The organism is Kribbella sp. NPDC051587, assembly GCF_044453945.1.
Lineage (GTDB): Bacteria > Actinomycetota > Actinomycetes > Propionibacteriales > Kribbellaceae > Kribbella.
On record NZ_JBITDE010000007.1, the window covers coordinates 207,819 to 229,605 of the forward strand.

The following is a 21,787-nucleotide window of genomic DNA, read 5'->3' on the forward strand; positions in this document are numbered from 1 at the left end:
TAGATCCCCGGGCTGTTGCATTTTGCGGATCGCTGGGGTGAGCGCACGCTCGCAGCATGCGCACCCCGACCGAATCCGACTCCCGCCTGTCCGGAGTCCTGCTGATGCTGACCAGCGGCCTGTCGAGCCAGGTCGGCGCCTCGGTGGCCGCTCAGGCCTTCCCCGTGATCGGCCCGGTCGGCGTCGTGGCGATCCGGCAATGGATGGCCGGGGTCGTGCTGCTGGCAGTCGGACGGCCGCGGCTCCGGCAGATCACCGCGCGCCAATGGCGACCCATCCTCGCGCTGGCTCTCGTCTTCGCGGTCATGAACGTCTCGCTCTACACCGCGATCGACCGGGTCGGACTTGGCCTCGCCGTCACGCTGGAGTTCCTCGGCCCACTCGCGGTCGCACTGCTCGGCTCACGGCGGGTGATCGATCTGGTGTGCGCGCTGGCCGCGGCTCCCGCCGTACTGGTGCTGACTCGTCCGCAGGCGACCACCGACTACCTCGGCGTCGCGTTCGGGTTGCTCGCTGCCGCCTGCTGGGCCTGCTACATCCTCCTGAATCGCACAGTGGGCCGCGAGCTCCCCGGCGCCACGGGCTCGGCAGCAGCTGCAGCGGTGTCCGGACTGGCCTACGTACCGGTCGGGGCAGTGGTGCTCTACCACCACCCGCCGACGCTCGCAGCCGTCGCGTACGCGCTCACAGCCGGCGTCCTGTCCTCGGCCGTCCCGTTCCTGCTCGACGTGCTCGCACTGCGGCGGGTCCCGGCCCAGTTCTTCGGTGTCTTCATGAGCATCAACCCGGTGCTCGCTGCCTTCGTCGGGTACGTCGTCCTGCACCAGCAACTCGCCGTACCGGACTGGATCGCGATCGCGGTGATCGTCGCCGCGAACGTCGTCGCGGTGTCCGCCGGCCGGCGGCGCCGGAAAGTATCCGTTTCCGATCGGTTGGTGACGGCCGGTAGCGTCCCGGTATGCGAACCATCGCCACTGCCGTGACCCTGCTCGCAACGACCGCGCTGCTCACCTCCTGCACCGAGGAGCAGGCGTACTGCGTGGATCTGGCCGGGTACGCCGCCGGCGCGACGGGTGTCGACCCGACCAAGGCGGCCGACTACGTGAAGATCCTGGACGACGCCAAGAAGCTCCAGGAGTCCGCGCCGGCCGACGTGAAGGACGACTGGGCAGTCGTCGTGACGTTCGCCGAGAAGGCGCAGAAGGCCGGTTCGGACCGCGTCGAGCTGGCCCGGCTGAGCCGGCAGACCGGCACCGTGCTGACGGCGTACAAGGCGATCACGACGCACGCGAAGGACGCCTGCAAGGTCGACCTTCCGGCGCTCAACTGACGGCGTGCCGTGATCGGGTCCTGTGGGTGGCCGGAGCCGTGTTAGGTTCCCTTGCGAAGCCATACAACGGGACAGGTGAAACGGTGCCACTTCCTTCTTTGACCCCGGAGCAGCGAGCGGCGGCTCTGGACAAGGCCGCGGCGGCGCGGCGCGAGCGAGCCGAGATCAAGAACCGGATCCGGCACTCGGGAGCGTCTCCGACGGAGGTGCTCCACGAGGGGCAGACCAACGACGTGATCGGCAAGATGCGGGTCAGCGCCCTGCTGCAGTGCATCCCCGGCGTGGGCAAGGTGCGCGCCCAGCAGATCATGGAGCGGGCCGGAATCTCCGAGACGCGGCGGGTCCGCGGCCTCGGGTCCAACCAGATCGCCGCGCTGATGCGCGAATTCGCCGAGTGAGCCGCACCGAAACCCTGGCCGGCTCGTTGGACACTGGTGTGACGATGACCATGGACTCCGAGAACCTGAGCCAGGACCCGACCCCCGCCGCCGACGGGCCCGGCCCGGCGCGGCTGACCGTGCTGGCCGGACCGACCGCGGTCGGCAAGGGCACGGTCGCGGCCGACATCCGGGAGCGGTTCCCCGACATCTGGATCTCGGTCTCGGCGACCACCCGCAAGCCGCGCCCGAACGAGGTGCACGGCGTGCACTACCTGTTCGTCTCCGACGAGGAGTTCGACCGGATGATCGCCGCCGGTGAGCTGCTCGAGTGGGCGGTCGTGCACAAGGCCGCCCGGTACGGGACGCCCAAGCAGCCGGTGCTGGACAAGCTGGCCGAGGGCCGCCCGGCGCTGCTCGAGATCGACCTGCAGGGCGCGCGGCAGGTCCGCGAGACGATGCCGGAGGCGCATTTCGTCTTCCTGGCCCCGCCGTCGTGGGACGAGCTGGTACGGCGTCTGGTCGGTCGCGGGACCGAAACGGCCGAGGAGCGGGAGCGTAGGCTGGAGACGGCGACGCTGGAACTGGCCGCCGAGAAGGAGTTCGACGTCACGATCGTGAACGCCTCGGTTCGGGAAGCCTCCGATCACTTGGTAAAGTTGATCCGATCACCCCACATCTCTGGAAAGAGCTGAACTTGTCTGGCACCCAGCCTGTCGTTGCCATCGGTATCACCTCTCCGCCGATCGACGACCTGCTCACCCACACCGACTCCAAGTACAAGCTGGTTCTGTACTCGGCCAAGCGTGCGCGGCAGATCAACGCCTACTACTCCCAGCTCGGCGAGGGCCTGCTGGAGTACGTCGGTCCGCTGGTCGAGACCCACGTCCAGGAGAAGCCGCTCTCGATCGCGATGCGCGAGATCAACGAGGGCGTCCTGACCTGCACGGACATCGACCCCGAGGCCGAGGCGGAAGCCGCGGCCGCGGAGAAGACCGCCTAACCACTCGCGATGACGCCGGTGATCGGAGCTTGCTTTGTCCGTGTCCGGTGACACACCGCACCCCACCCCCGGCGAGGCGACCGCCCCGGGGGTTTCGGGCGTTCCCAAGGTCAAGCCGAATGTCGTGCTGGGCGTCGGCGGCGGGATCGCGGCGTACAAGGTCTGTGACCTGCTGCGGCGGCTGACCGAGTCGGGCCACAGCGTTCGCGTGGTGCCGACCGCGGCCGCGCTGGAGTTCGTCGGTGCGGCGACCTGGGCCGCACTGTCCGGGCAGCCGGTCACCGCGGATCCGTTCGACAACGTGCAGGAAGTGCCGCATGTGCGGATCGGAAAGGCGGCCGAGCTGGTCGTCGTCGCGCCGGCCACGGCCAACCTGATCGCCAAGGCCGCGCATGGTCTGGCCGACGACCTGCTCACCAACACGCTGCTGACGGCGCGCTGCCCGATCCTGTTCGCGGCCGCGATGCACACCGAGATGTGGGAGCACCCGGCCACCCAGGCCAACGTGGCGACCCTGCGTTCGCGCGGCATCACCGTGCTCGAACCGGCGGTCGGCCGGCTCACCGGCGCCGACACCGGCCGCGGACGGCTGCCCGAACCCTCGGAGATCTTCGCGATCAGCCAGCTGATGCTCGCCGACGAAGCAGCGCGCGCAGCAGGTCAGTCGGTCGCCGATCTGACCGGCAAGCACGTCCTCATCAGCGCCGGCGGCACCCGCGAGCACCTCGACCCGGTCCGCTACCTCGGCAACTCCTCGTCCGGCAAGCAGGGCTACGCGCTGGCCCGGATCGCGGCCGCCCGCGGCGCCAAGGTCACCCTGGTCGCGGCCAACTCCGAGCTCGCCGACCCGGCCGGCGTCCAGGTCGTCCCCGTCACCAGCACCCGCGACCTGTACGACGAGATCACCGGCCGCGCGGCTGATGCCGACGCGATCGTGATGGCGGCCGCGCCGGCCGACTTCCGCCCGGCCGATGTCGCCGAGCACAAGATCAAGAAGACCGCGGACGGTTCGGTGCCCGCGGTCACGCTGGTGCAGAACCCGGACATCCTGGCGACCGTCGCGCACGACCGCCGCCGTACCGGGCAGGTGATCGTCGGATTCGCCGCCGAGACCGGCGACGCGGAGCACTCGGTGCTTGAGCTCGGCCGGGCCAAGCTCGAGCGCAAGGGCTGCGACCTGCTCGTCGTCAACGACGTCTCCGGCGGCAAGGTCTTCGGCAGTGACAACAACGAGGCGGTCATCCTGGATCGCTCGGGGAGCGCTCTCCCCGTCCCCTCCGGGAGCAAGGACGCGTTGGCCGGCGTGATCTGGAATCTCGTCGCCACCCACTGGTCCTGAACCAGGACTTCTGCTCGGCCCGACGATCTAGGCTTGGACCATGGTTTCTGAGCCGCCACTCCCTGAACCGCCCGCCGTCCCTGCGCCGGTGGAACTGCGTGCGTCGGATGCTGACCGAGAGCGGATCGCCGACATCCTGCGGGACGCGTTGGCCGAGGGTCGGCTCCAGTTGGTCGAGTTCGAGTCGCGGCTCGAGGATGCGCACTCGGCCCGCACCCACGCCGAACTCGACCAGCTCGTCTACGATCTGCCGGTCCACGTCCAGCCGGCGGCGGCCGTCGTACCGGCTGATGACCGGATCGGCGGCCTGCCGACCTCGGGGACCGGGATCGCGATCATGGGCGGCTTCGAGCGCAAGGGCGTCTGGACGATCGCCCGCCGGTTCACCGCGACCGCGTTCTGGGGCGGCGGCAAGATCGACCTGCGGGAGGCGAACTTCGAGGCGCCGGTGACCGTGATCCGGGCCTTCGCGGTGATGGGCGGGATCAGCGTGATCGTCCCGCCGGAGGTCGACCTGGAGGTGCGTGGCGTCGGCATCATGGGCGGTTTCGACCACAGTGCGACAGGCATCGGTACGCCGGGCGCTCCGCGCGTCGTGGTGACCGGGTTCTCGTTCTGGGGCGGTGTCGAGGTGGAGCGCAAGGTGACCAAGGCGGAGCGCCGCAGGCTCAAGGCCGAGCGCAAAGCGCGCCGCGAGCTGGACGATCCAGAACAGTAAGACCTCACCAGTGGGGGAGATCACGGTCGTCCCGCACGCCTGAGATCACCTCGCCTGTCTGATATATGGACAGGAGTCCCGGGATTCGGACGGATTCGGAGCGTCCCCGGGACTCTGCCCGGATTGGCTGGCATACTCGCCGAAGATGCATCGCCAACCGTCGGTGCATGGGGGGATCGCGGGGCCGCGGGAGCGGCCGCGTGGCACAAAGAGGAACCGAGGGAGAACTGTGGCGAGCCGCCTTTTCACGTCCGAGTCGGTGACCGAAGGTCATCCGGACAAGATCGCTGACCAGATCAGCGACTCCATTCTCGACGCGCTGCTGACGGCGGACCCGAAGAGCCGCGTCGCGGTCGAGACACTCGTCACGACCGGTCTGGTCGTGGTGGCCGGCGAGGTCACCACGTCGGCGTACGTCGACATCCCCGGGATCGTGCGCAAGCGCATCCTGGAGATCGGCTACGACTCGTCGCTGAAGGGGTTCGACGGCGCGTCCTGTGGGGTGTCGGTCGCGATCGGCAGCCAGTCGCCGGACATCGCGCAGGGGGTCGACACGGCGTACGAGACGCGCTCGGACGCGTCGAAGGACGAGCTGGACCTGCAGGGGGCAGGCGACCAGGGGCTGATGTTCGGCTACGCGTCCAACGAGACGCCGGAGCTGATGCCGCTGCCGATCACCATCGCGCACCGGCTGTCCGCACGGCTGACCGAGGTCCGCAAGGACGGCACGCTGGCCTACCTGCGCCCGGACGGCAAGACCCAGGTCACGGTCGAGTACGACGGTGACAAGGCGGTCCGGATCGACACCGTGGTGGTCTCCAGCCAGCACGCCGCCGACATCAACCTCGAGTCGATGCTGTCGCCGGACATCAAGAAGCACGTCGTCGACCCGGTGCTCGAGCAGTTCGACATCGACGCGACCAACTACAAGCTGCTGGTGAACCCGACCGGCCGCTTCGAGGTCGGCGGCCCGATGGGCGACGCCGGCCTGACCGGCCGCAAGATCATCATCGACACCTACGGCGGCATGGCCCGCCACGGTGGCGGCGCGTTCTCCGGCAAGGACCCGTCGAAGGTCGACCGCTCCGCGGCGTACGCGATGCGCTGGGTGGCGAAGAACATCGTCGCGGCCGGGCTGGCCGACCGCGTCGAGTGCCAGGTCGCGTACGCGATCGGCAAGGCCGCGCCGGTCGGTTTCTACGTCGACACGTTCGGGACCGAGAAGATCCCGGTCGCGCAGATCGCCGCCGCCGTCGCCGAGGTCTTCGACCTGCGCCCGGCCGCGATCATCCGCGACCTGGACCTGCTCCGCCCGATCTACGCCCAGACCGCCGCGAACGGCCACTTCGGCCGCACCGGCGAGGACTTCACCTGGGAGCGCACCGACCGCGTCGAGGCGCTCAAGGCCGCGGTCAGCAAGTAGGTACGACGATTGGCACGGCCCGGTTGCCCTTGGGGGGAGCCGGGCCGCTGCTTTGTCCACAGGCTGGGGGCGGCGTGCGACGGAGTGTCGGTCCGGCCGACTAGCATTTGCCGGTGACATCGGACCCGCCGGAGCAACTGACGCTGCTGCGGGACACTGTGCGCAAATCCCGGACGAAGGAACCCGCCGGGATCACCTCGTCGTTGCCGGTGGCCCGGATCGCGGTCGACCTCTCACTCCCGCATCTGGACCGGCCGTTCGACTACCTCGTCGGCGACGACCTGGCCGACGCGGCCCAGCCTGGTGCGCGGGTGAAGGTGCGGTTCGCCGGCAAGGACCTGGACGGGTTCGTGCTGGAGCGGCTGGCCGAGTCCGACCACGACGGCAAGCTCTCCCGGATCCGCAAGGTCGTCTCACCCGAGCAGGTGCTGACTCCAGAGATCGCTGACCTGTGCCGTGCGGTCGCCGACCGGTACGCCGGTGTCCTGGCCGACGTCACCCGCTTGGCCGTCCCGCCCAGACACGCCAAGGTCGAGGCCGAGCCGTTGCGCTGTGACCAGCCCCCGCGGCCGCCCGTGTCCACGTCGCGGTCGGAGTGGTCGCCGTACCCGCCGGGCTTTCTCGACGCGCTCGCCCGTGCGGAGACGCCGCGCGCGGTCTGGACCGCCGTACCGGGGGCTGACTGGCCGCTCGCCTTCGCCCAAGCTGCGGCTGTGTGTTCGGCGGCAGGTCGCGGTGCGTTGCTGCTGGCGCCTGATGCGCGCGACCTCGAGCGACTGGCGGCAGCCTGTACGGCGGTGCTCGGCGAAGGCGGCTTCGTCGTGCTGTCGGCCGATCTGGGGCCGACCGCGCGCTACCGGGCGTTCCTGGCGGCGGTGCGAGGCAATGCGCGGGTGGTGATCGGGACACGGGCCGCGGCCTTCGCGCCGGTCGCGAACCTGGGGCTCGTGGCGATGTGGGACGACGGTGACGACTCGTACGCCGAGCAGCGCGCGCCGTACCCGCATGCTCGTGAAGTGCTGTTGCTGCGGGCGTTCAAGCAGAGCTGTGCGGCGTTGTTCGGCGGGTTCGCTCGGTCGGCCGAGGCAGCGGCGGTGATCGAGTCGGGGTTCGCGGCGGAGCTGATCGCGGATCGCACGGTGATCCGGACCGCGGCGCCGGAGGTGCACATCACGGGGGAGTCGGATCGCGAACTGGCCCGCGACCCGGCGGCCCGGGCGGCGCGCATCCCGCACCGCGCGTTCGAGATCGCGCGGGAAGGGCTGAAGACGGGGCCGGTACTGATCCAGGTTCCTCGCGCCGGGTATCTGCCGAGCCTGGTCTGCCAGACGTGTCGTGCGCCGTCCCGCTGTGCGACGTGTGCCGGGACTCTGCGTCGTACTGGCGGTTCCGGGCCAGCGAGCTGCAGCATCTGCGGTCGCCCGGCCGCAGACCACCGCTGCCCGGAGTGCGGTGACACCCGGATGCGCGCCGCCGTCGTTGGTGCACTCCGTACGGCGGAGGAGCTGGGCCGAGCGTTTCCCGGCATCGTCGTGCGGACGTCGGGCAGCGAGCACATGCTCGACCACATCTCGGGCAAGCCGGCCCTGATCGTCACCACGCCAGGAGCCGAACCGGTTGCCGAGGGCGGCTATACCGCGGCGCTGCTGATGGACACGTGGCTGATGTTGTCGCGCCCTGACCTCCGCGCGCCTGAAGAAGCCGTCCGCCGGTGGCTCAACGCAGCCGCCCTTGTCCGTCCGGCTCGCGACGGCGGACAGGTCATCCTGGTCGGCGATCCTTCCGATATCCCGCTGCAGGCGATCGTCCGCTGGAGTCCCGAAGGGTTCGCCACCCGCGAGATCGAAGAACGCCGTACGGCGCGCCTGGCGCCGGCCGCCAAACTCGCCGAACTCACCGGTCCATCAGTGGCCGTCACCGACCTCATCGACCGCCTTCGTCCTCTGTTGCCTGCCGCCGCTGGACTCGAGGTGCTGGGTCCGGTCGAGGTCGACGACGAAACCGTGCGAGCGATCGTCCGCACTCCTCGAGCTGCCGGCCCCCAACTGGCGCGGGCCCTCAAAGAGGCCCAGGCCGCCCGCACCACCAAGAAGAACCCCGGCTCCGTCCGCATCCAGGTAGATCCCCCAAGCTTCGGCTGAGGTCAGGCGGTGTCGGCGAGCGGGTTGGCGGCGGCGAGGAGTTGGGTGCCTAGGCGGGTGCGGTGGTAGAGGACGGCGCGGCCGTCGCGGCGGGAGTCGACCAGGCCGGCGTTGCGGAGGATGCTCAGGTGGACGCTGAGGGTGGGGGCGGAGACGCCTAGCTGGTGGGCCAGATGGGTGGTCGACATCGGCAGGTCGAGGTGGCTGACGATGGCGGCCCGGGTACGGCCGACGAGATCGGCGAGCGGGGAGTCAGTGGTGTCCTGGCGGTCCTCCCACAGCCGGCCGAGGCCGCGCGGCGGGTAGGTGATGGTCGGGACGTGCGGCGCTCCGGTCACCGGCAACGCGGCCGGCCAGGTGAACACGCACGGCACCAACAGAACGCCTTGTCCGGCAAGGGGTTCGCCGTCGCAGCAATACGGCCGGTCGATCTCGATCGTGTCCCCGTGGAACCGGACCACCGGATGCAGATTGCGGAACAGCCGGTCGATCCCGCCACTGGCCAGCTCGTCCAGCCGGAACGCGAGATCCTCCTGCAGCAGCGCCCGCATCCGTCGCCAGTCGGGCTCGATCGCGCGCCGGAAGTACGACGCGAGCGCCGCGGTGATCTCGGAGACCGCTCTCTCCGGATCTCTGATCAGCGGTGGTATCAGCGGATGCGGGTTGTCGACGTACAAGGTGTGCAGCTCGCGCGCCACCAGGTCGTGCGGTGTCGCCGCGATCGCGGCCAGGCCGGACTCGAGGCTGGTGGAGCGGCGCGGGGGAGCGGGCGTCATGAAGTCCGGGATGTAGCCGTCCGGCGGAATAAGGGCCCTGAGCAACGTCAGGTCCGGCCCCTCGATGATCGGCCGGATCTTCTGCAGCCAGGGTCCGTGCACGCTGCGCGCCGTGTTGTTGCTCAGCGCCCGGACGCTGGTGACCGCTTCCCAGATCGGGGAGAGCGCGAACCGGATCCGGCCCACGTCGCCCGCGTTCAGCCTCAGCGTGATCACGAGATCATCGTAGAGCGCTCTCCGGCCGACCGACAGGATTAGTCCACAGGCTAATCATCGACAGTGACCCTCGGCGGTCCCGACAGTAGATCCATGAGTACCGTCACGGCTCCGCCACGAACCCTGCCCCGCGCATTCTGGGCGCTCTGGGTCTGCCAGCTGGTCAACCGGCTCGGCAGCTTCGTGCAACCGTTCCTCGTCCTGTACCTGACCCAGGACCGCCACCTCTCAGCCGGTACGGCGGGCGCCGTGGCGGCCGCGGTCGGCGCCGGAAGCGTGGTCTCGCAGCTCGTCGGCGGTTGGCTCTCCGACCGCGTCGGCCGCCGCGCCACCATGCTGGTCTGCTTCTTCGGTACGGCGGCGGCCCTGATCCTGCTCGGCTCCGCCCGATCGATGCCGATGATCTGGGCCACGGCCTTCGCGGTCGGCCTGCTCGGCGACCTCTTCCGCCCCGCGGTCCAGGCGACCGTTGCCGACCTCCTGCAACCGGGAGAGCGCGTTCGCGCGTACGGCCTGCTGTTCTGGGCGATCAACCTCGGCTTCTCGGTCTCGACCGTCAGCGCCGGCGTCCTCGCCTCGCTCGGCTACGGCCTGCTCTTCTGGCTGAACGCCGCGACCTCCGTCGTGGCCGGCATCGTGATCTGGACGATGGTCCCGGAGAGCCGCCCACAGCTCGAGGAAGGTACCAGCCGCCGGCCCCTGCTGCCCGTCGTACTGCGCGACCGCGTCTTCCTCGCGATGGCACTGATCGAGGTCGGCTACGCCACGATCTACTTCCAGGGCTACTCGACGCTCCCGCTCGCGATGGCCCACGACGGTCTCAAAGCCTCGTGGTACGGCACAGTGATCGCCTTGAACGGCATCGTGATCGTCTTCCTGCAGCCGCTGCTCAACAAGTGGCTCACAAGGTTCGACCGCCCCAAGCTGCTGGCAGTCTCGATGCTCGTCGTCGGTCTCGGCTTCGGCCTCGGCGCAGTCGTGCACTCCGTCTGGGGCTACGCCCTGTCCGTCGTCGTCTGGTCCATCGGCGAGATCGGCTTCGCCGCCGTCATCGGCGCCGTCTTCGCCGACCTCGCCCCGGCCGACCTCCGCGGCGGCTACATGGGCGTCTCCGGCATGGCCTTCGGCCTAGGCACCGTCATCGGCCCTCTGGCCGGCCCCAACGCCCTCCAACACCTAGGCCCCACCACCACCTGGATCGGCGTAGCCCTCCTCGGCGTACTAGTCTTCGTCGCCCAGTACGCGCTCTCTCCAGCAATCCACGCCCGATCCGCCCAGAACGCGACCTCAGGCGAATGACGGCCGCGCCGGATCCAGCAACTCGGTCACCCGGCCGCGGTCGAGTGCGGCGATCAGCGCGTTCGTGCCCTGGGTCAGCTTCAGTTCCAGCTCAGCCTGGTGCAACGGGACCACGGCCAGCAGGCTGATCGTCGTACCGTCGCCCACCTCGATCACGCGCGCCTCGGGCTGCACATTGATCATGGGCGTCACCACGAGTCCAGAGAAGGCGGTCTCGGGCGCATAAGGCGTGGCCGGATCCCCGTTAGGAATCGAATGCCACGGACCGAGCCACGTTCCATACGCGTGCGGTAGCCGAGCCGCCTCCTTCAGTACGCCGACCGGCCAGGCCATCGGCGCGTCCGGCAACCCCGCGTCCTGCACCGGCCAGTCCGATGGCAGGCATAGCATCAACTCGGCGTACGGACTGATCCCGTGACCCTCCGGAACGGTCATCGCCAGTTCGCTCATCCCGGACGTGATCAGCGTCAGGTACGGCCGCTCATCGGTCGGCCCGACTACGTAGACGTGCACGGTCACCAGGTGCCCGGCCATCTCGTGCAGTACGTAATCGATCGGCCGAAGTGCGTCTCGATGTGCTGCGCGATCGCCTCGTCCACCCCAGGCCGCTGGCCGTCGGCCGCCACGAATCCATCCATGCGCCGGATCATAGAGGTAGGTCCACGTAGGGTTGCCGGTATGACGATCGACGCGGTGGTGTTCGACATCGGTGGCGTGCTGCTGGACTGGAGTCCGGACTACCTGTACGCCGACCTGATTCCGGATGTGGAGCAGCGGAAGCGGTTCCTGACCGAGGTGGCGACGCCGGACTGGAATGCGCAGCAGGATGCCGGTCGGACCTGGTCGGAGGCTGTGGCTGAGCTGGTGGGGCTGCATCCGCAGCACCGTGAGTGGATCGAGGCGTACGACACCGGTTGGCTGAAGATGGTCAAGGGCGTCTTCGAGGACACCGCTGAGCTACTCAACGAGATCCGCGCGCTCGGGCTGCCGACGTACGCGTTGACGAACTTCTCCCAGGAGAAGTGGGAGGTGGCGCAGGAGGCGTTCCCGATCCTGACCGTGTTCGACGGCGAAGTCGTGTCGGGGGCCGAGCAGACGATGAAGCCGGGCGAGAAGATCTACCGGATCCTGCTCGAGCGTTTCGACCTCGACCCGGCGCGCACGTTCTACACCGACGACATGCGGTACAACGTCGACGGCGCTCGCGCTGTCGGCATCGACGCCGAACTGTTCACCGGCGCGGCCGATCTCCGCGCCCACCTGCGTGAGCGCGGGCTCAACTTGCAGTAGCGGAGATGGCCTCGGTGTACGCCGGACTTCCGTTCAGGTCGGCGGCTTCGACGTACACCGTGTTGTCCTGACAGGTCATCGGCGTGAGCGCGATTCCGGGCTTGCCGCTGTAGATCCGCTGCGGTTTCGCCAGCCCGGCCGTCCATCGGTTGATCTGGAACGACTCCTCACCGCTGCTGCCGACCGCGCGCGTCTCCCAGAGGATCCAGTTGCCGCAGGCAAGGATCGTGTCGGTCGCAACGGTGCCGAGCGCGCGCGACGGTGAATCCGCGGACTCGCGCAGATAGGCCTTGCTCTGGTACTGATCCGGATCCGACGCCGCCACCTCGGACCAGACCGTTGCCCCGCCCACCGAAGCGCCGCTCCACTGGATGCACTTGGTTGCTGCAGGCACCGGTCGAGCCGGACCGCCGGACAATGAGGCGGTCAGCACCTGCTTGCATCGGCCGGCGGTCTCGGGTGCGGTGATCGAGCTGAAGGTCACCGTGTCCGACGACACCACCGGATCCGCGATGTAGCCCGGTGCCGCGACGCAGCCCACCTCTCGTGACGTCAGCTTCGCGAGCGACGCGACGATCAGGCAGGAGCGGTTCTTCGCATCAGTGGTGCTGTAGGCGAACGTTCCGTCGTACGCGCCGATCTCCGGCTCCGAGACGGGCGGCAGCTTGCCGAGCCCGGCGGCGCGGCCGGTGCTCAAGTCGTACCGGACGACGTTGATCTTGGGGTCGGCGCCCTCGGACCGGATGTCTTCGACCAGCGCCCAGTGATCGTCGATCACGACCGGCGACTGCGCCACGAACCCCTTGGCGGGGACGTGCCGCACGAGCACCTTCTTACTCGACTTGTCGGCAATCGTCGTGGTCCCGGCGTCGTCGCTGCTCCGCGTCACGACGTACCGGCGCTGCTGGGTGACGAGGTGCTGCCCGTTCACCGGCTGCCGCAGCACCTTCGCCCAGACCGGTAGGGCGGTATTCGTCTGCGCCGGCGGCGTGGTCGAGGTCGAGGGCGGGGGAGTGCTCCCCGACGAAGGCGTGGACGGCTGCGGCTCGGGCGACGAAGTGTCCGAGGACGAGCAGCCGGCCACCCCGAGAACCAGCAAGATGCCTACAGCAACGGTGGTACGACGCATTCAGGTCACAGTCCGATGTTCTGGAAGGAGTTGGCCAGCGTCGCGTTGAACAGGGCCGCGGCCGGGATGTTCTTCGGGCCGTCGGTGACGTTGCCGCGGCTGTTGAACCGGCGCTCGTTGAACACCTCGAAGATCCCGATGGTGCCCTTGGCCCGGTTGTACCCACGGCCGACCTGGTAGTGACCGCTGTGGTTGAACGCCAGGTACGGGAAGTACCGCTTCAGCAGCTGCACGTGCTCGATCACCGGCGCCGGCTTGCCGTCACCGAGGTGGTTCTGGTGCACGGTGAAGAACTTCTGCGTGTTCCAGTGCGAGACGTTCTGGACGACGTACGTCCCGGCCGCGAGATCCCAGTCGGTCTTCAGGTTGGTCTGTTTCACCATCGCGGAGATCCCGGTCCCGGAGGTGGTCGAGCCGAGATCCTTGGCCCACGACCCCTGCGTGTCCTTCTGCTTGTCGTCGGCCCAGTCGATCGACTGGAACGTCGCCGGACCACACCAGTACCCCTTGTCCTGCGAGGTCTGGAAGCCCTTCATGATGTACGACGACGCCGGCGGCTTCACGACCTGCACCGGCGGCTGCGGAGCCGGGGTCGGTGTGATCGGCCCGGTAGTCGGCGTGGTCCGCGTCGGGGTCGCAGTCGGGGTGGGCGTCGGTGTCGGAGCGGCCTCAGTGGCCTCGGTGGATGAACGCTCGGAATCAGAGTCCGCGTCCAGCAGCCGGAGCGCACGTGCCTTCTCGCGGCCTTCCCACGCGGCCTGCATCTCGTCGAGCTCGACGCTGACCCGCTCATCCTTAGGCAACGCCGCCCGCTCGGCCACGAAGGCCTGCGGGGTCTGGTCGCCGGTGTCGATGTCCTGCTCGACCCCGTCGGTCTCGTCCGCGGAGACATCCGGTGCGGTCACCGTCTCCTGAACCTGGGCGCCCGTCGGCAGTTTGTCCACGAACCCGAGCCCGAGGCAGTAGTTCTCCTCCTGGAGCTTGAAGCACCGCAGCATCGAAGCAGCCTGCGTCGCCGAGTCCTCAGCTTGCAGATCACTCGGTGAGGTGTCGACCACCTGCTGGCTCAGCTCGCCCCATGACTCCGCGGCCGGGGGCGTGGCAACCGTCGTACTGGCGACTGTTGGCTCGGCGGTGGTGGGCTCGACTGTGGGAGGTGCGACGGTCGGTTCGGCAGATGGGGCCGGTGTGGCCGGCCGGATCAGCTCCGGGTCGCGGGGCTGGTACGCGAAAGCGGTCAGGGGCGCCTGGGCCAGAAGTGCTCCCAGGACGATCAGAGTGGCCCCCCGTGCTGCTGTGGGCATTGTGGCTCCCGTTAGGCGTGGGACGACAGTGACTGTAGGTACGCCTGGGAACACAGTACGTGTCTGAGGCAACAAATGGCAGCCCCCACCGGTCCCGGCCACCCGCCGCGCGCGGACTAGACTTGCTCGGTCCTGGTCAGTGGAACGTTGTGGAGAGTCTGTGTCGGTCCAACCCATCCGCCTGTTCGGCGACCCCGTACTGACCACGAAGGCGGTGCCGGTCGTCGACTTCGACGCCGAGCTGCGCCGCCTGGTCGCGGACCTCACGGACACCATGCAGGCGGCGCCCGGCTCCGGCCTGGCCGCGCCGCAGATCGGCGTCGGACTGCGCGTCTTCACCTGGCACGTCGACGGTGAACTGGGCCACCTGATCAACCCGGAGCTCACCCTGTCCGCCGACGAGCAGTTCGGCCCCGAGGGCTGCCTGTCCATCCCCGGCCTGACCTTCGACTGCCGCCGTGCCCAGTCCGTGGTCGCCCGCGGCTTCAACATGTACGGCGATCCCGTCGTCATCGAGGGCTCCGAGTACCTGGCCCGCGCGATCCAGCACGAGACCGACCACCTGGACGGCATCCTGTTCGTCGACCGCCTCGACACCGCGACCCGCAAACAGGCGATGAAGGCGATCCGCGAAGCCGAGTGGTCCGGCCTGTCCGGGCCGCCGCAGATCAAGGTCTCGCCCCACCCCACGAACGGATTCGGCCTGTGAGCCTCGCGAACGGATTTGCACTGTGAGAGTTGTTTTCGCCGGTACGCCGGAACCCGCCGTCACGGCGCTGCGCGCGATCGTTGCCAGCCGCCACGAACTGGTTGCCGTGGTCACCCGGCCCGACGCTCCGGCCGGGCGTGGCCGCAAGCTGGTCGCCTCGCCGGTCGCCCAGTACGCCGAGGAGCTCGGCGGCATCGAGATCCTGAAGCCGGTCAAGCCCAGTGACCCGGACTTCCTGGCCCGGCTGGCCGAGATCGCGCCGGATTGTTGCCCCGTCGTCGCGTACGGCGGATTGTTGCCTCAGGCAGCGTTGGACATTCCCGAGCACGGATGGGTGAACCTGCACTTCTCGGTGCTCCCGGCCTGGCGGGGCGCCGCGCCGGTGCAGCACTCGATCATCGCGGGCGACGACGTGACCGGAGCCAGCACGTTCCGGATCGTCAAGGCGCTGGACGCGGGACCGGTGTTCGGCGTACTGACTGAACCGATCGGTCCGACCGACACCTCGGGTGACCTCCTCGGCCGGCTGGCCGAGTCGGGGTCGAAGCTGCTCGTCGACACGCTGGACGGCATCGAGGACGGGATCCTGCAGGCGCAGGAGCAGCCGGCCGACGGTGTCTCGCTGGCGCCGAAGATCAACGTCGAGGACGCCGAGCTGGATCTGACCGCGCCCGCGTTGCGCGTGGATCGGCTGGTTCGCGGGTGCAACCCGGCGCCAGGCGCGTGGACGACGTTCCGTGGTGAGCGGCTGAAGGTGCTCGCGGTGCGGCTGACCGAGGACGAGCTGAAGCCGGGTGAGCTTCAGGCGACCAAGTCCATTGTCGTGATCGGTACCGGCAGCAAGGCGGTCGAGCTGCTGACCGTCCAGCCGCAGGGCAAGAAGCCGATGGCCGCGGCCGACTGGGCCCGCGGCATCCGCATCACTCCTGAGGACAAGCTCGGTGAGTGACCGTACCCCGAGAAATCGTGAGCCGCAGAAGCGGCCGGACAAGGTGCGGCAGGTCGCCTATCGGGTGATCCGCCAGGTCACCTCCCAGTCCGGCTACGCGAACCTCGTGCTGAACAAGGCGCTGCGCGACGCCCGCCTGGCCGGTCGCGACGCGGCGTTCTGCACCGAGCTCGTGCACGGCACGCTGCGCTGGCAAGGCACGTACGACGCCTTCCTCGCCCGCTGCGTCGATCGCCCGCTGAACGAGCTCGACCCCGAACTGCTCGACATCCTCACGCTCGGCACTCACCAGCTGCTCCGGATGCGCGTCGACTCGTACGCCGCGGTGAACGAGATGGTCACGCTGACCCGGGCCGAGATCGGTCACAAGCGCAGTGGCCTGGTGAACGCCGTACTGCGCAAGATCAGTCAGCGCACGTTCGACCAGTGGATCGACACGGTCGCGCCGTCGATCGAGGAGAACCGGCTGCTGCACCTCGCGGTCGCCAAGGCCCATCCGACCTGGGAGGTCGAGGCGTTCGCGCAGTTGCTGGGCGACGGTGACGAGCTGGAAGACCTGCTCGACGCCGACAACGAACCCGCCCGCGTGACGCTGGTCGCCCGCCCCGGGCTGGCCACGGTCGACGAGTTGATCGAGGCGGGCGCGAGTCGCGCGAAGTTTTCGCCGTACGCCGCTGTCCTGCAGAGCGGCGGTGATCCCGGCCGGATCGCCGCCGTGGCAACCGGCCGGGCCGGAGTCCAGGACGAGGGTTCGCAGCTCGTTGCGCTCGCGCTGGCGAACGCGCCGATCGAGGGCTCGGACACGTCGTGGCTTGACCTGTGCGCGGGTCCCGGTGGGAAGTCGGCGCTGCTCGCGGCTCTGGTGGAGAAGCGCGAGGGTGCGCTGACCGCGGTTGAGCCGCTCGAGCACCGCGCCGAGCTCGTTCGGGCCAACCTGCGGGCGATCCCGGGCGACCACAAGGTGCTGGTGGGAGACGGTACGAAGCCGACCTGGGCGGAAGGCTCGTTCGACCGGGTTCTCGCCGATGTCCCGTGTAGCGGGCTCGGTGCGCTGCGTCGTCGGCCGGAGGCGCGCTGGCGTCGTACGCCGGAGGACATCGAGGAGCTGCGGCCGTTGCAGGAGGACCTGCTCGACTCGGCGATCACCTCGGTGCGCCCCGGTGGAGTCGTCGCCTACGTGACGTGCTCACCGCACCCCGACGAGACTCGCTCAGTCGTTGACGCTGTCCTGGCGAAGCGGGACGACGCGACGCTTGAGGACGCTCGGGAGCTGTTCCCGGATGTGCCCGAGCTCGGCGCCGGTCCCGACGTCCAGTTGTGGCCGCACCGGCAGGGCACTGACGCGATGTACCTGGCGCTGATCCGGCGGAGCTGAGGCTCACCAGCTGGACCTGGTGTCAGGTGCATTCAGTGGAACGGTCATGATGGAGGGGTGACTGCCACCGCCGTTCGTCCTGAGACCTCCGTCCGCCGGCAGCAGCTCATCGGCCTCACCGCGGCCTTCGGGATCGGCATGCTGGTGGCGATCCAGTCCCGGGTGAACGGCGGCCTCGGCGAGATCCTCGGCGACGGGATCCCGGCGGCGCTGATCTCGTTCGGCAGCGGGTTCGTGATCCTGATGATCGCGGCTGCGCTGGTTCCGCGGATCCGCGGTTCGCTCAGCCGGGTCTGGCGCACCATCCGCGACCCGCGGAACACGGGCGGTCTGCGCTGGTGGCAGTGCATCGGCGGGCTCTGCGGTGCGTGGCTGGTCGCGGTCCAGTCGATCACCGTGCACATCATTGGAGTCGCCGTCTTCACCGTGGCCGTGGTCGCGGGCCAGGCAGTCAGCAGTCTGGTCGTCGACCGGCTCGGGTTCGGCCCGGCCGGACCGCAGGACTTCACCACCCTGCGGATCGTCGGCGCCGCGGTCGCCCTAGCAGCCGTCGTACTCGCGGTCTCCGACCAGCTCGCGCACCCCAACGGCCTCCTGCTCGCCACCCTGCCAGCCCTCGGCGGCGTCGCAACCGCCGTCCAACAGGCCATCAACGGCCGCGTCGCCCGCACCGCCGCCGACGGCCCGTACGGCGCAGTCGCGGCCGGCGTCATCAACTTCGGCGTCGGCGTCTCTGCCCTACTCGTGGTGTTCGTCGTCGACCTCGCGGCGCGCGGCCTCCCCAACCACCTACCGAGCAACCCCTGGCTCTACATCGGCGGCGCCTGCGGCGTCATCTTCATCAGCTCGGCCGCCGCCGTGGTCCGCGTCGTCGGCGTCTTCGTCCTCGGCCTGGGCACCATCGCCGGCCAACTCATCGCCAGCCTCGTCATCGACCTCGTCATCCCCGCCTCCGACAAAGCCATCACCCTCCCCGTCGTAGCCGGCACCCTCCTGGCCCTGATCGCCGTCGTGGTGGCGGCGGTGCCTAATTTGAGGCGGACCGCCCCCACTCACTAACCTCGCCGGCGCGAGGAGCTCCACGCTCAGCCGAGGCGCCGCCGCCGCGTTTTTCGGAGGTTGATGAGTGTTGGCGGTCCGCTTGTGGATAACTTCCGCGGCGAATCGGCGGGAACCTTCACCATCAAGACATGAGTGAAGTGGCCGAGATGCTGGGCAGACGAGGCGGAGTGGCGACGTTCGGGGACCTGCGGGCGGTGATGTCCGCGCGAGCCATCCGCACCGCGTTGGCCGACGGTCACATCCGTCGGGTGGCCAAGGGCGTCTACGCCTTGCCGACCTCCCCAGTCGCCTTGACGGCGGCCCGGAGCCACGGCGGCGTCGTCTCCCACCTCAGTGCGGCGCAGCACTGGGGTTTCGGCGTGATCAATCGCCCCACCCTGCCGCACATCACGCTGCGGCCCGGCCGGGTCCGGCGGCTCACCGGGCTTCCGTGCTCACTGCATTGGGCAGAGGTCCCGGTGCTCGACGACGTCACCACTCCGCTCCGGACCGTACTCGACTGCATTCGCACGCTGCCCCTCGCGGATGCGCTTGCCGTGGCGGACTCGGCGCTGCGCGCCAGGGCCGTTGACCACGACGAACTGCTGGCGGCCGCGTCCGCCATCCGCGGTCCCCATCGACGCCGGATTCTGCAGGTGGCCGAACTCGCCGACCTGAGGGCCGAGTCGGTGCTCGAATCTGCTCTGCGGGCCTTGCTGATCGAGGCCGGCCTCGAAGGCTTCGTTCCCCAGGTACGGGTTCACGACGCGGAGTTCTCGGCGCGGATCGACCTCGCGCACCCCGAACTCCGGCTCGGCCTCGAAGCCGACGGGTTCGAGCACCACGGTGGTCGGCAGGCACTCGCTCGAGACTGCCGACGGCAGGTCGGGCTGACGGTGCGCGGCTGGCGCATCCTCCGCTTCAGCTGGGAGGACATTCGGTTCGACGGCCGGTGGGTGGTGACGTCGGTCGAGCGCGCGAGCGGACTTGCCCCACTCACCAACTCTGCTCTGCGTGCTGCCTGACGGCTGCGCTGAGCGTGCGGCTCCGGCTGGAACCGAGGTTGGTGAGTGGGGGCGGTCCGCTAACTCACCGGTTCGGCTGCGACAACGACCGTCCGACGCTTCACCGTGAAGACGCCTTGGGAGATGGCGACGCCGAGGAGGACGACGAGGCCGCCGACTGGTTGGTACCAGGTGATGTGTTCGCGCAGGATGATGACGCCGACCAGGATCGAGAAGACCGGCATCAGGTAGGTGACCATCGAGGAGCGGCTGGCGCCGATCAGGCGGATGTTGCGCATGTTGAGGACGAAGGCGATGCCGCTGCCGAGGGCGCCCAGGGCCAGGACGCTGCCGAGGACCTCGATCGATAGGGACCACGGTGCGGGCGGCAGTTGGCGGGTGACGATCGGGGCCACGATCGCGAGCTGGACCATTGCGCAGAGCAGCAAGGTCGCCGACAGGGCGGTCCCGGAGACCTTGGTCCCGGCGAGGAAGCGCTTCTGGTACGGAACGGCGATTCCGTAGCTGATCGCGGCGAGCATGCACAGGAGTTGGCCGGTCAGATCCGCACCGCCGCTGACATTCCACGCGCCCAGTACGACGAGCATGCCGACGAACCCGATCACCAGGCCGAGTCCGCGTTGCAGCGAGAAGAGCTCGGTGCGGAAGATCAGTACGGCGATCGGCAGCACGACCAGCGGGGTGATGCCGTTCCAGATGCCGGCGAGCAGCGAGGGGATGCGCTCCTCGCCGTACCCGAACAGGGTCCACGGGATCGCTGATCCGACCGCGCCGACCACGAACGAGTGGGCCCACAGCCGCGGGTCGCGGGGGAGTGCTTCACGCTTGAACGCGAGGAACAGCAGCAGCACGATCGCGCCCGCCATCACTCGCCCCAGGGCCAGATACAGCGGCGGCAGTTCGCGCACGCCGACGGAGATGAACAGGAAGCTGCAACCCCAGATGGCGGCCAGGGTCAGCATGGTCGGAAGCCACGCGCGGGTCGGGATCGTGTCAGTAGTCGCAGGGGTGCTCACTCCTGACATCCTGCACCACGCTGCCGACAATTCGTACTGTGATTTCTGGATCCGGGCAGAGGTTTGTCCGGCCGCGGGCAGGGCCTGGCTCAGAACCGGTTCGGCGGGAGAGGATGGCGGGCATGGGTGCCTTCGATGTCATCGCGGTCCGCAAGCAGTTCCCGGCACTCGCCGAGGGGGCCGCGCATTTCGACGGACCCGGTGGATCGCAGACTCCACAGGCCGTGGCCGACGTTGTCGCGACCACGATGACCTCGGCCCTCGCGAACCGCGGTCAGCTCACACCGGCCGAGCGCAGGGCCGACGGCATCGTCCGGGACGCCCGTACGGCGATGGCCGACCTGCTCGGATCCGTGCCCGAGGGCATCGTGTTCGGCCGCAGCATGACCCAGCTGACCTACGACTTCTCCCGCACGCTCGCGAAGTCCTGGGGGCCTGGCGATGAGATCGTTGTCACCCGCCTCGACCACGACGCGAACGTCCGTCCGTGGGTGCAGGCCGCCGAGGCCGTCGGCGCGACCGTCCGCTGGCTGTCGTTCGATCGGGAGACCTCGGAGCTCGACGATCTCGCGCCACTACTGTCCGAGCGGACGAAGCTGGTCGCCGTCACCGGTGCCTCCAACCTGCTCGGAACTCGGCCCGACGTTGAGCAGATCGCTGAGCAGGTCCACGCGGTCGGCGCTCTCCTGTACGTCGACGGTGTGCACCTGACCGCGCACGCCCCGGCCGATACGTCGTACGCCGACTTCTACGCCTGCTCGCCGTACAAGTTCTTCGGGCCACATCTCGGCGTGCTGACCGCGCATCCGGAGCTGCTCGAGACGCTCCGTCCGGACAAGCTGCTCCCCGCGACCGACGTCGTACCGGAGCGGTTCGAGCTGGGCACGCTGCCCTATGAATTGCTCGCCGGTACGACGGCCGCTGTCGCCTTCATTGCGGCATTGGGTGGCGAGGGCGCGACTCGGCGCGAGCGGCTGAACGAGTCGCTGCGCCTGGTCGAGGCCCACGAGGACGCGCTCCGGGACGATCTCGAGGCCCGCCTCAAGGCCATCCAGGGAATCACGCTCTACGGTCACGCGGCCCGACGTACGCCGACGCTGCTGTTCACGTTCGACGGTCACGCGCCGAGCGCGGTCGCCGCACATCTCGCGCAGGCTGGGGTGAACGCGCCAGCCGGCACGTTCTACGCGTACGAACCCGCCCGTCACCTCGGCCTCACCGACGGAGCCGTCCGCGCCGGACTCGCGCCGTACACGGACCAATCCGACGTCGACCGCCTGGTGGAGGGTGTCTTGACGCTCGCCGAAGCCACTAACTAAAGTCAATG

At 69.1% G+C, this 21,787-nt stretch carries 23 protein-coding genes; 17 read left to right on the forward strand and 6 right to left on the reverse strand.

Features of this window, described 5'->3' with window-relative positions; translation table 11 throughout:
• Nucleotides 1–56 precede the first annotated feature (56 nt).
• The 9 genes from ACIA49_RS25180 to ACIA49_RS25220 all read left to right on the forward strand — a co-directional run bounded on the left by ACIA49_RS25180 (nucleotide 57) and on the right by ACIA49_RS25220 (nucleotide 8,331).
• Nucleotides 57–983, forward strand: coding sequence for an EamA family transporter (locus ACIA49_RS25180; RefSeq protein ID WP_396379770.1), 927 nt, complete (start codon nucleotides 57–59; stop codon nucleotides 981–983).
• Complete coding sequence (locus ACIA49_RS25185; RefSeq protein WP_396379771.1) at nucleotides 959–1,330, forward strand: hypothetical protein; 372 nt, start codon at nucleotides 959–961, stop codon at nucleotides 1,328–1,330. The genes ACIA49_RS25180 and ACIA49_RS25185 overlap by 25 nt, the downstream gene beginning before the upstream one ends.
• 83 nt (nucleotides 1,331–1,413) lie before the next feature.
• Nucleotides 1,414–1,728 (forward strand): integration host factor, actinobacterial type, encoded by a 315-nt coding sequence (gene mihF / locus ACIA49_RS25190; RefSeq protein ID WP_171678710.1) that lies wholly within the window; start codon nucleotides 1,414–1,416, stop codon nucleotides 1,726–1,728.
• A 50-nt stretch (nucleotides 1,729–1,778) separates the two neighbouring features.
• The gene (gene gmk / locus ACIA49_RS25195; protein WP_396380003.1) at nucleotides 1,779–2,402 is read left to right on the forward strand and encodes a guanylate kinase; all 624 of its coding nucleotides are present in this window, start codon (nucleotides 1,779–1,781) and stop codon (nucleotides 2,400–2,402) included.
• Nucleotides 2,403–2,404: 2 nt separating this feature from the next.
• Entirely contained in the window at nucleotides 2,405–2,710 is a 306-nt protein-coding gene (rpoZ, locus tag ACIA49_RS25200; protein WP_391545211.1) for a DNA-directed RNA polymerase subunit omega, read from the forward strand.
• 34 nt (nucleotides 2,711–2,744) lie between these two features.
• Nucleotides 2,745–4,049, forward strand: coding sequence for a bifunctional phosphopantothenoylcysteine decarboxylase/phosphopantothenate--cysteine ligase CoaBC (gene coaBC / locus ACIA49_RS25205; protein ID WP_396379772.1), 1,305 nt, complete (start codon nucleotides 2,745–2,747; stop codon nucleotides 4,047–4,049).
• A 40-nt stretch (nucleotides 4,050–4,089) separates the two neighbouring features.
• Entirely contained in the window at nucleotides 4,090–4,767 is a 678-nt protein-coding gene (locus tag ACIA49_RS25210) for a DUF1707 domain-containing protein (RefSeq protein WP_396379773.1), read from the forward strand.
• A gap of 229 nt (nucleotides 4,768–4,996) precedes the next feature.
• The gene (metK, locus tag ACIA49_RS25215) at nucleotides 4,997–6,190 is read left to right on the forward strand and encodes a methionine adenosyltransferase (RefSeq protein WP_396379774.1); all 1,194 of its coding nucleotides are present in this window, start codon (nucleotides 4,997–4,999) and stop codon (nucleotides 6,188–6,190) included.
• 113 nt (nucleotides 6,191–6,303) lie between these two features.
• Nucleotides 6,304–8,331, forward strand: a complete 2,028-nt coding sequence (locus ACIA49_RS25220; RefSeq protein ID WP_396379775.1) for a primosomal protein N' — start codon at nucleotides 6,304–6,306, stop codon at nucleotides 8,329–8,331.
• Between the two features lie 2 nt (nucleotides 8,332–8,333).
• Here the strand turns inward: ACIA49_RS25220 and ACIA49_RS25225 are convergent, their stop codons facing one another.
• Nucleotides 8,334–9,323: an ArsR/SmtB family transcription factor gene (locus tag ACIA49_RS25225; protein ID WP_396379776.1), complete on the reverse strand. Its 990-nt coding sequence runs from the start codon at nucleotides 9,321–9,323 to the stop codon at nucleotides 8,334–8,336.
• A 93-nt stretch (nucleotides 9,324–9,416) separates the two neighbouring features.
• On the opposite strand from ACIA49_RS25225, the gene ACIA49_RS25230 reads away from it, so the two are divergent.
• Nucleotides 9,417–10,622 carry an MDR family MFS transporter gene (locus tag ACIA49_RS25230; RefSeq protein WP_396379777.1) on the forward strand — a complete coding sequence of 402 codons (1,206 nt, stop codon included), beginning with the start codon at nucleotides 9,417–9,419 and terminating at the stop codon, nucleotides 10,620–10,622.
• Here ACIA49_RS25230 and ACIA49_RS25235 read toward each other — a convergent pair.
• Nucleotides 10,611–11,156 carry a suppressor of fused domain protein gene (locus ACIA49_RS25235; RefSeq protein WP_396379778.1) on the reverse strand — a complete coding sequence of 182 codons (546 nt, stop codon included), beginning with the start codon at nucleotides 11,154–11,156 and terminating at the stop codon, nucleotides 10,611–10,613. The two genes, ACIA49_RS25230 and ACIA49_RS25235, sit on opposite strands and share 12 nt — an antisense overlap.
• Complete coding sequence (locus ACIA49_RS25240; protein ID WP_396379779.1) at nucleotides 11,138–11,260, reverse strand: hypothetical protein; 123 nt, start codon at nucleotides 11,258–11,260, stop codon at nucleotides 11,138–11,140. The genes ACIA49_RS25235 and ACIA49_RS25240 overlap by 19 nt, the downstream gene beginning before the upstream one ends.
• Nucleotides 11,261–11,300: 40 nt before the next feature.
• On the opposite strand from ACIA49_RS25240, the gene ACIA49_RS25245 reads away from it, so the two are divergent.
• Complete coding sequence (locus ACIA49_RS25245) at nucleotides 11,301–11,912, forward strand: HAD family hydrolase (protein ID WP_396379780.1); 612 nt, start codon at nucleotides 11,301–11,303, stop codon at nucleotides 11,910–11,912.
• Here ACIA49_RS25245 and ACIA49_RS25250 read toward each other — a convergent pair.
• Together ACIA49_RS25250 and ACIA49_RS25255 are read right to left on the reverse strand one after the other, a co-directional pair.
• Entirely contained in the window at nucleotides 11,899–13,041 is a 1,143-nt protein-coding gene (locus ACIA49_RS25250; RefSeq protein ID WP_396379781.1) for a hypothetical protein, read from the reverse strand. The genes ACIA49_RS25245 and ACIA49_RS25250 overlap by 14 nt on opposite strands.
• Before the next feature lie 5 nt (nucleotides 13,042–13,046).
• Complete coding sequence (locus tag ACIA49_RS25255) at nucleotides 13,047–14,345, reverse strand: C39 family peptidase (protein WP_396379782.1); 1,299 nt, start codon at nucleotides 14,343–14,345, stop codon at nucleotides 13,047–13,049.
• A 160-nt stretch (nucleotides 14,346–14,505) separates the two neighbouring features.
• On the opposite strand from ACIA49_RS25255, the gene def reads away from it, so the two are divergent.
• The 5 genes from def (at nucleotide 14,506) to ACIA49_RS25280 (ending at nucleotide 19,444) form a co-directional block, all read left to right on the forward strand.
• Nucleotides 14,506–15,054 carry a peptide deformylase gene (gene def / locus ACIA49_RS25260; RefSeq protein WP_396379783.1) on the forward strand — a complete coding sequence of 183 codons (549 nt, stop codon included), beginning with the start codon at nucleotides 14,506–14,508 and terminating at the stop codon, nucleotides 15,052–15,054.
• Nucleotides 15,055–15,076: 22 nt separating this feature from the next.
• Nucleotides 15,077–16,003, forward strand: a complete 927-nt coding sequence (fmt, locus tag ACIA49_RS25265; protein ID WP_396379784.1) for a methionyl-tRNA formyltransferase — start codon at nucleotides 15,077–15,079, stop codon at nucleotides 16,001–16,003.
• Nucleotides 15,996–17,378 (forward strand): RsmB/NOP family class I SAM-dependent RNA methyltransferase, encoded by a 1,383-nt coding sequence (locus ACIA49_RS25270; protein ID WP_396379785.1) that lies wholly within the window; start codon nucleotides 15,996–15,998, stop codon nucleotides 17,376–17,378. The genes fmt and ACIA49_RS25270 overlap by 8 nt, the downstream gene beginning before the upstream one ends.
• A 57-nt stretch (nucleotides 17,379–17,435) precedes the next feature.
• Nucleotides 17,436–18,437 carry a DMT family transporter gene (locus ACIA49_RS25275; RefSeq protein ID WP_396379786.1) on the forward strand — a complete coding sequence of 334 codons (1,002 nt, stop codon included), beginning with the start codon at nucleotides 17,436–17,438 and terminating at the stop codon, nucleotides 18,435–18,437.
• A 131-nt stretch (nucleotides 18,438–18,568) separates the two neighbouring features.
• Nucleotides 18,569–19,444 carry a DUF559 domain-containing protein gene (locus tag ACIA49_RS25280; protein ID WP_396379787.1) on the forward strand — a complete coding sequence of 292 codons (876 nt, stop codon included), beginning with the start codon at nucleotides 18,569–18,571 and terminating at the stop codon, nucleotides 19,442–19,444.
• A gap of 59 nt (nucleotides 19,445–19,503) precedes the next feature.
• On the opposite strand, the gene ACIA49_RS25285 is transcribed toward ACIA49_RS25280, so the two are convergent.
• On the reverse strand, nucleotides 19,504–20,460 hold the full coding sequence (locus ACIA49_RS25285; protein WP_396379788.1) for a DMT family transporter: 957 nt from the start codon (nucleotides 20,458–20,460) through the stop codon (nucleotides 19,504–19,506).
• A 122-nt stretch (nucleotides 20,461–20,582) separates the two neighbouring features.
• Here ACIA49_RS25285 and ACIA49_RS25290 point away from each other — a divergent pair, with 122 nt between their 5' ends.
• The gene (locus ACIA49_RS25290; protein ID WP_396379789.1) at nucleotides 20,583–21,779 is read left to right on the forward strand and encodes a cysteine desulfurase-like protein; all 1,197 of its coding nucleotides are present in this window, start codon (nucleotides 20,583–20,585) and stop codon (nucleotides 21,777–21,779) included.
• Nucleotides 21,780–21,787 lie beyond the last annotated feature (8 nt).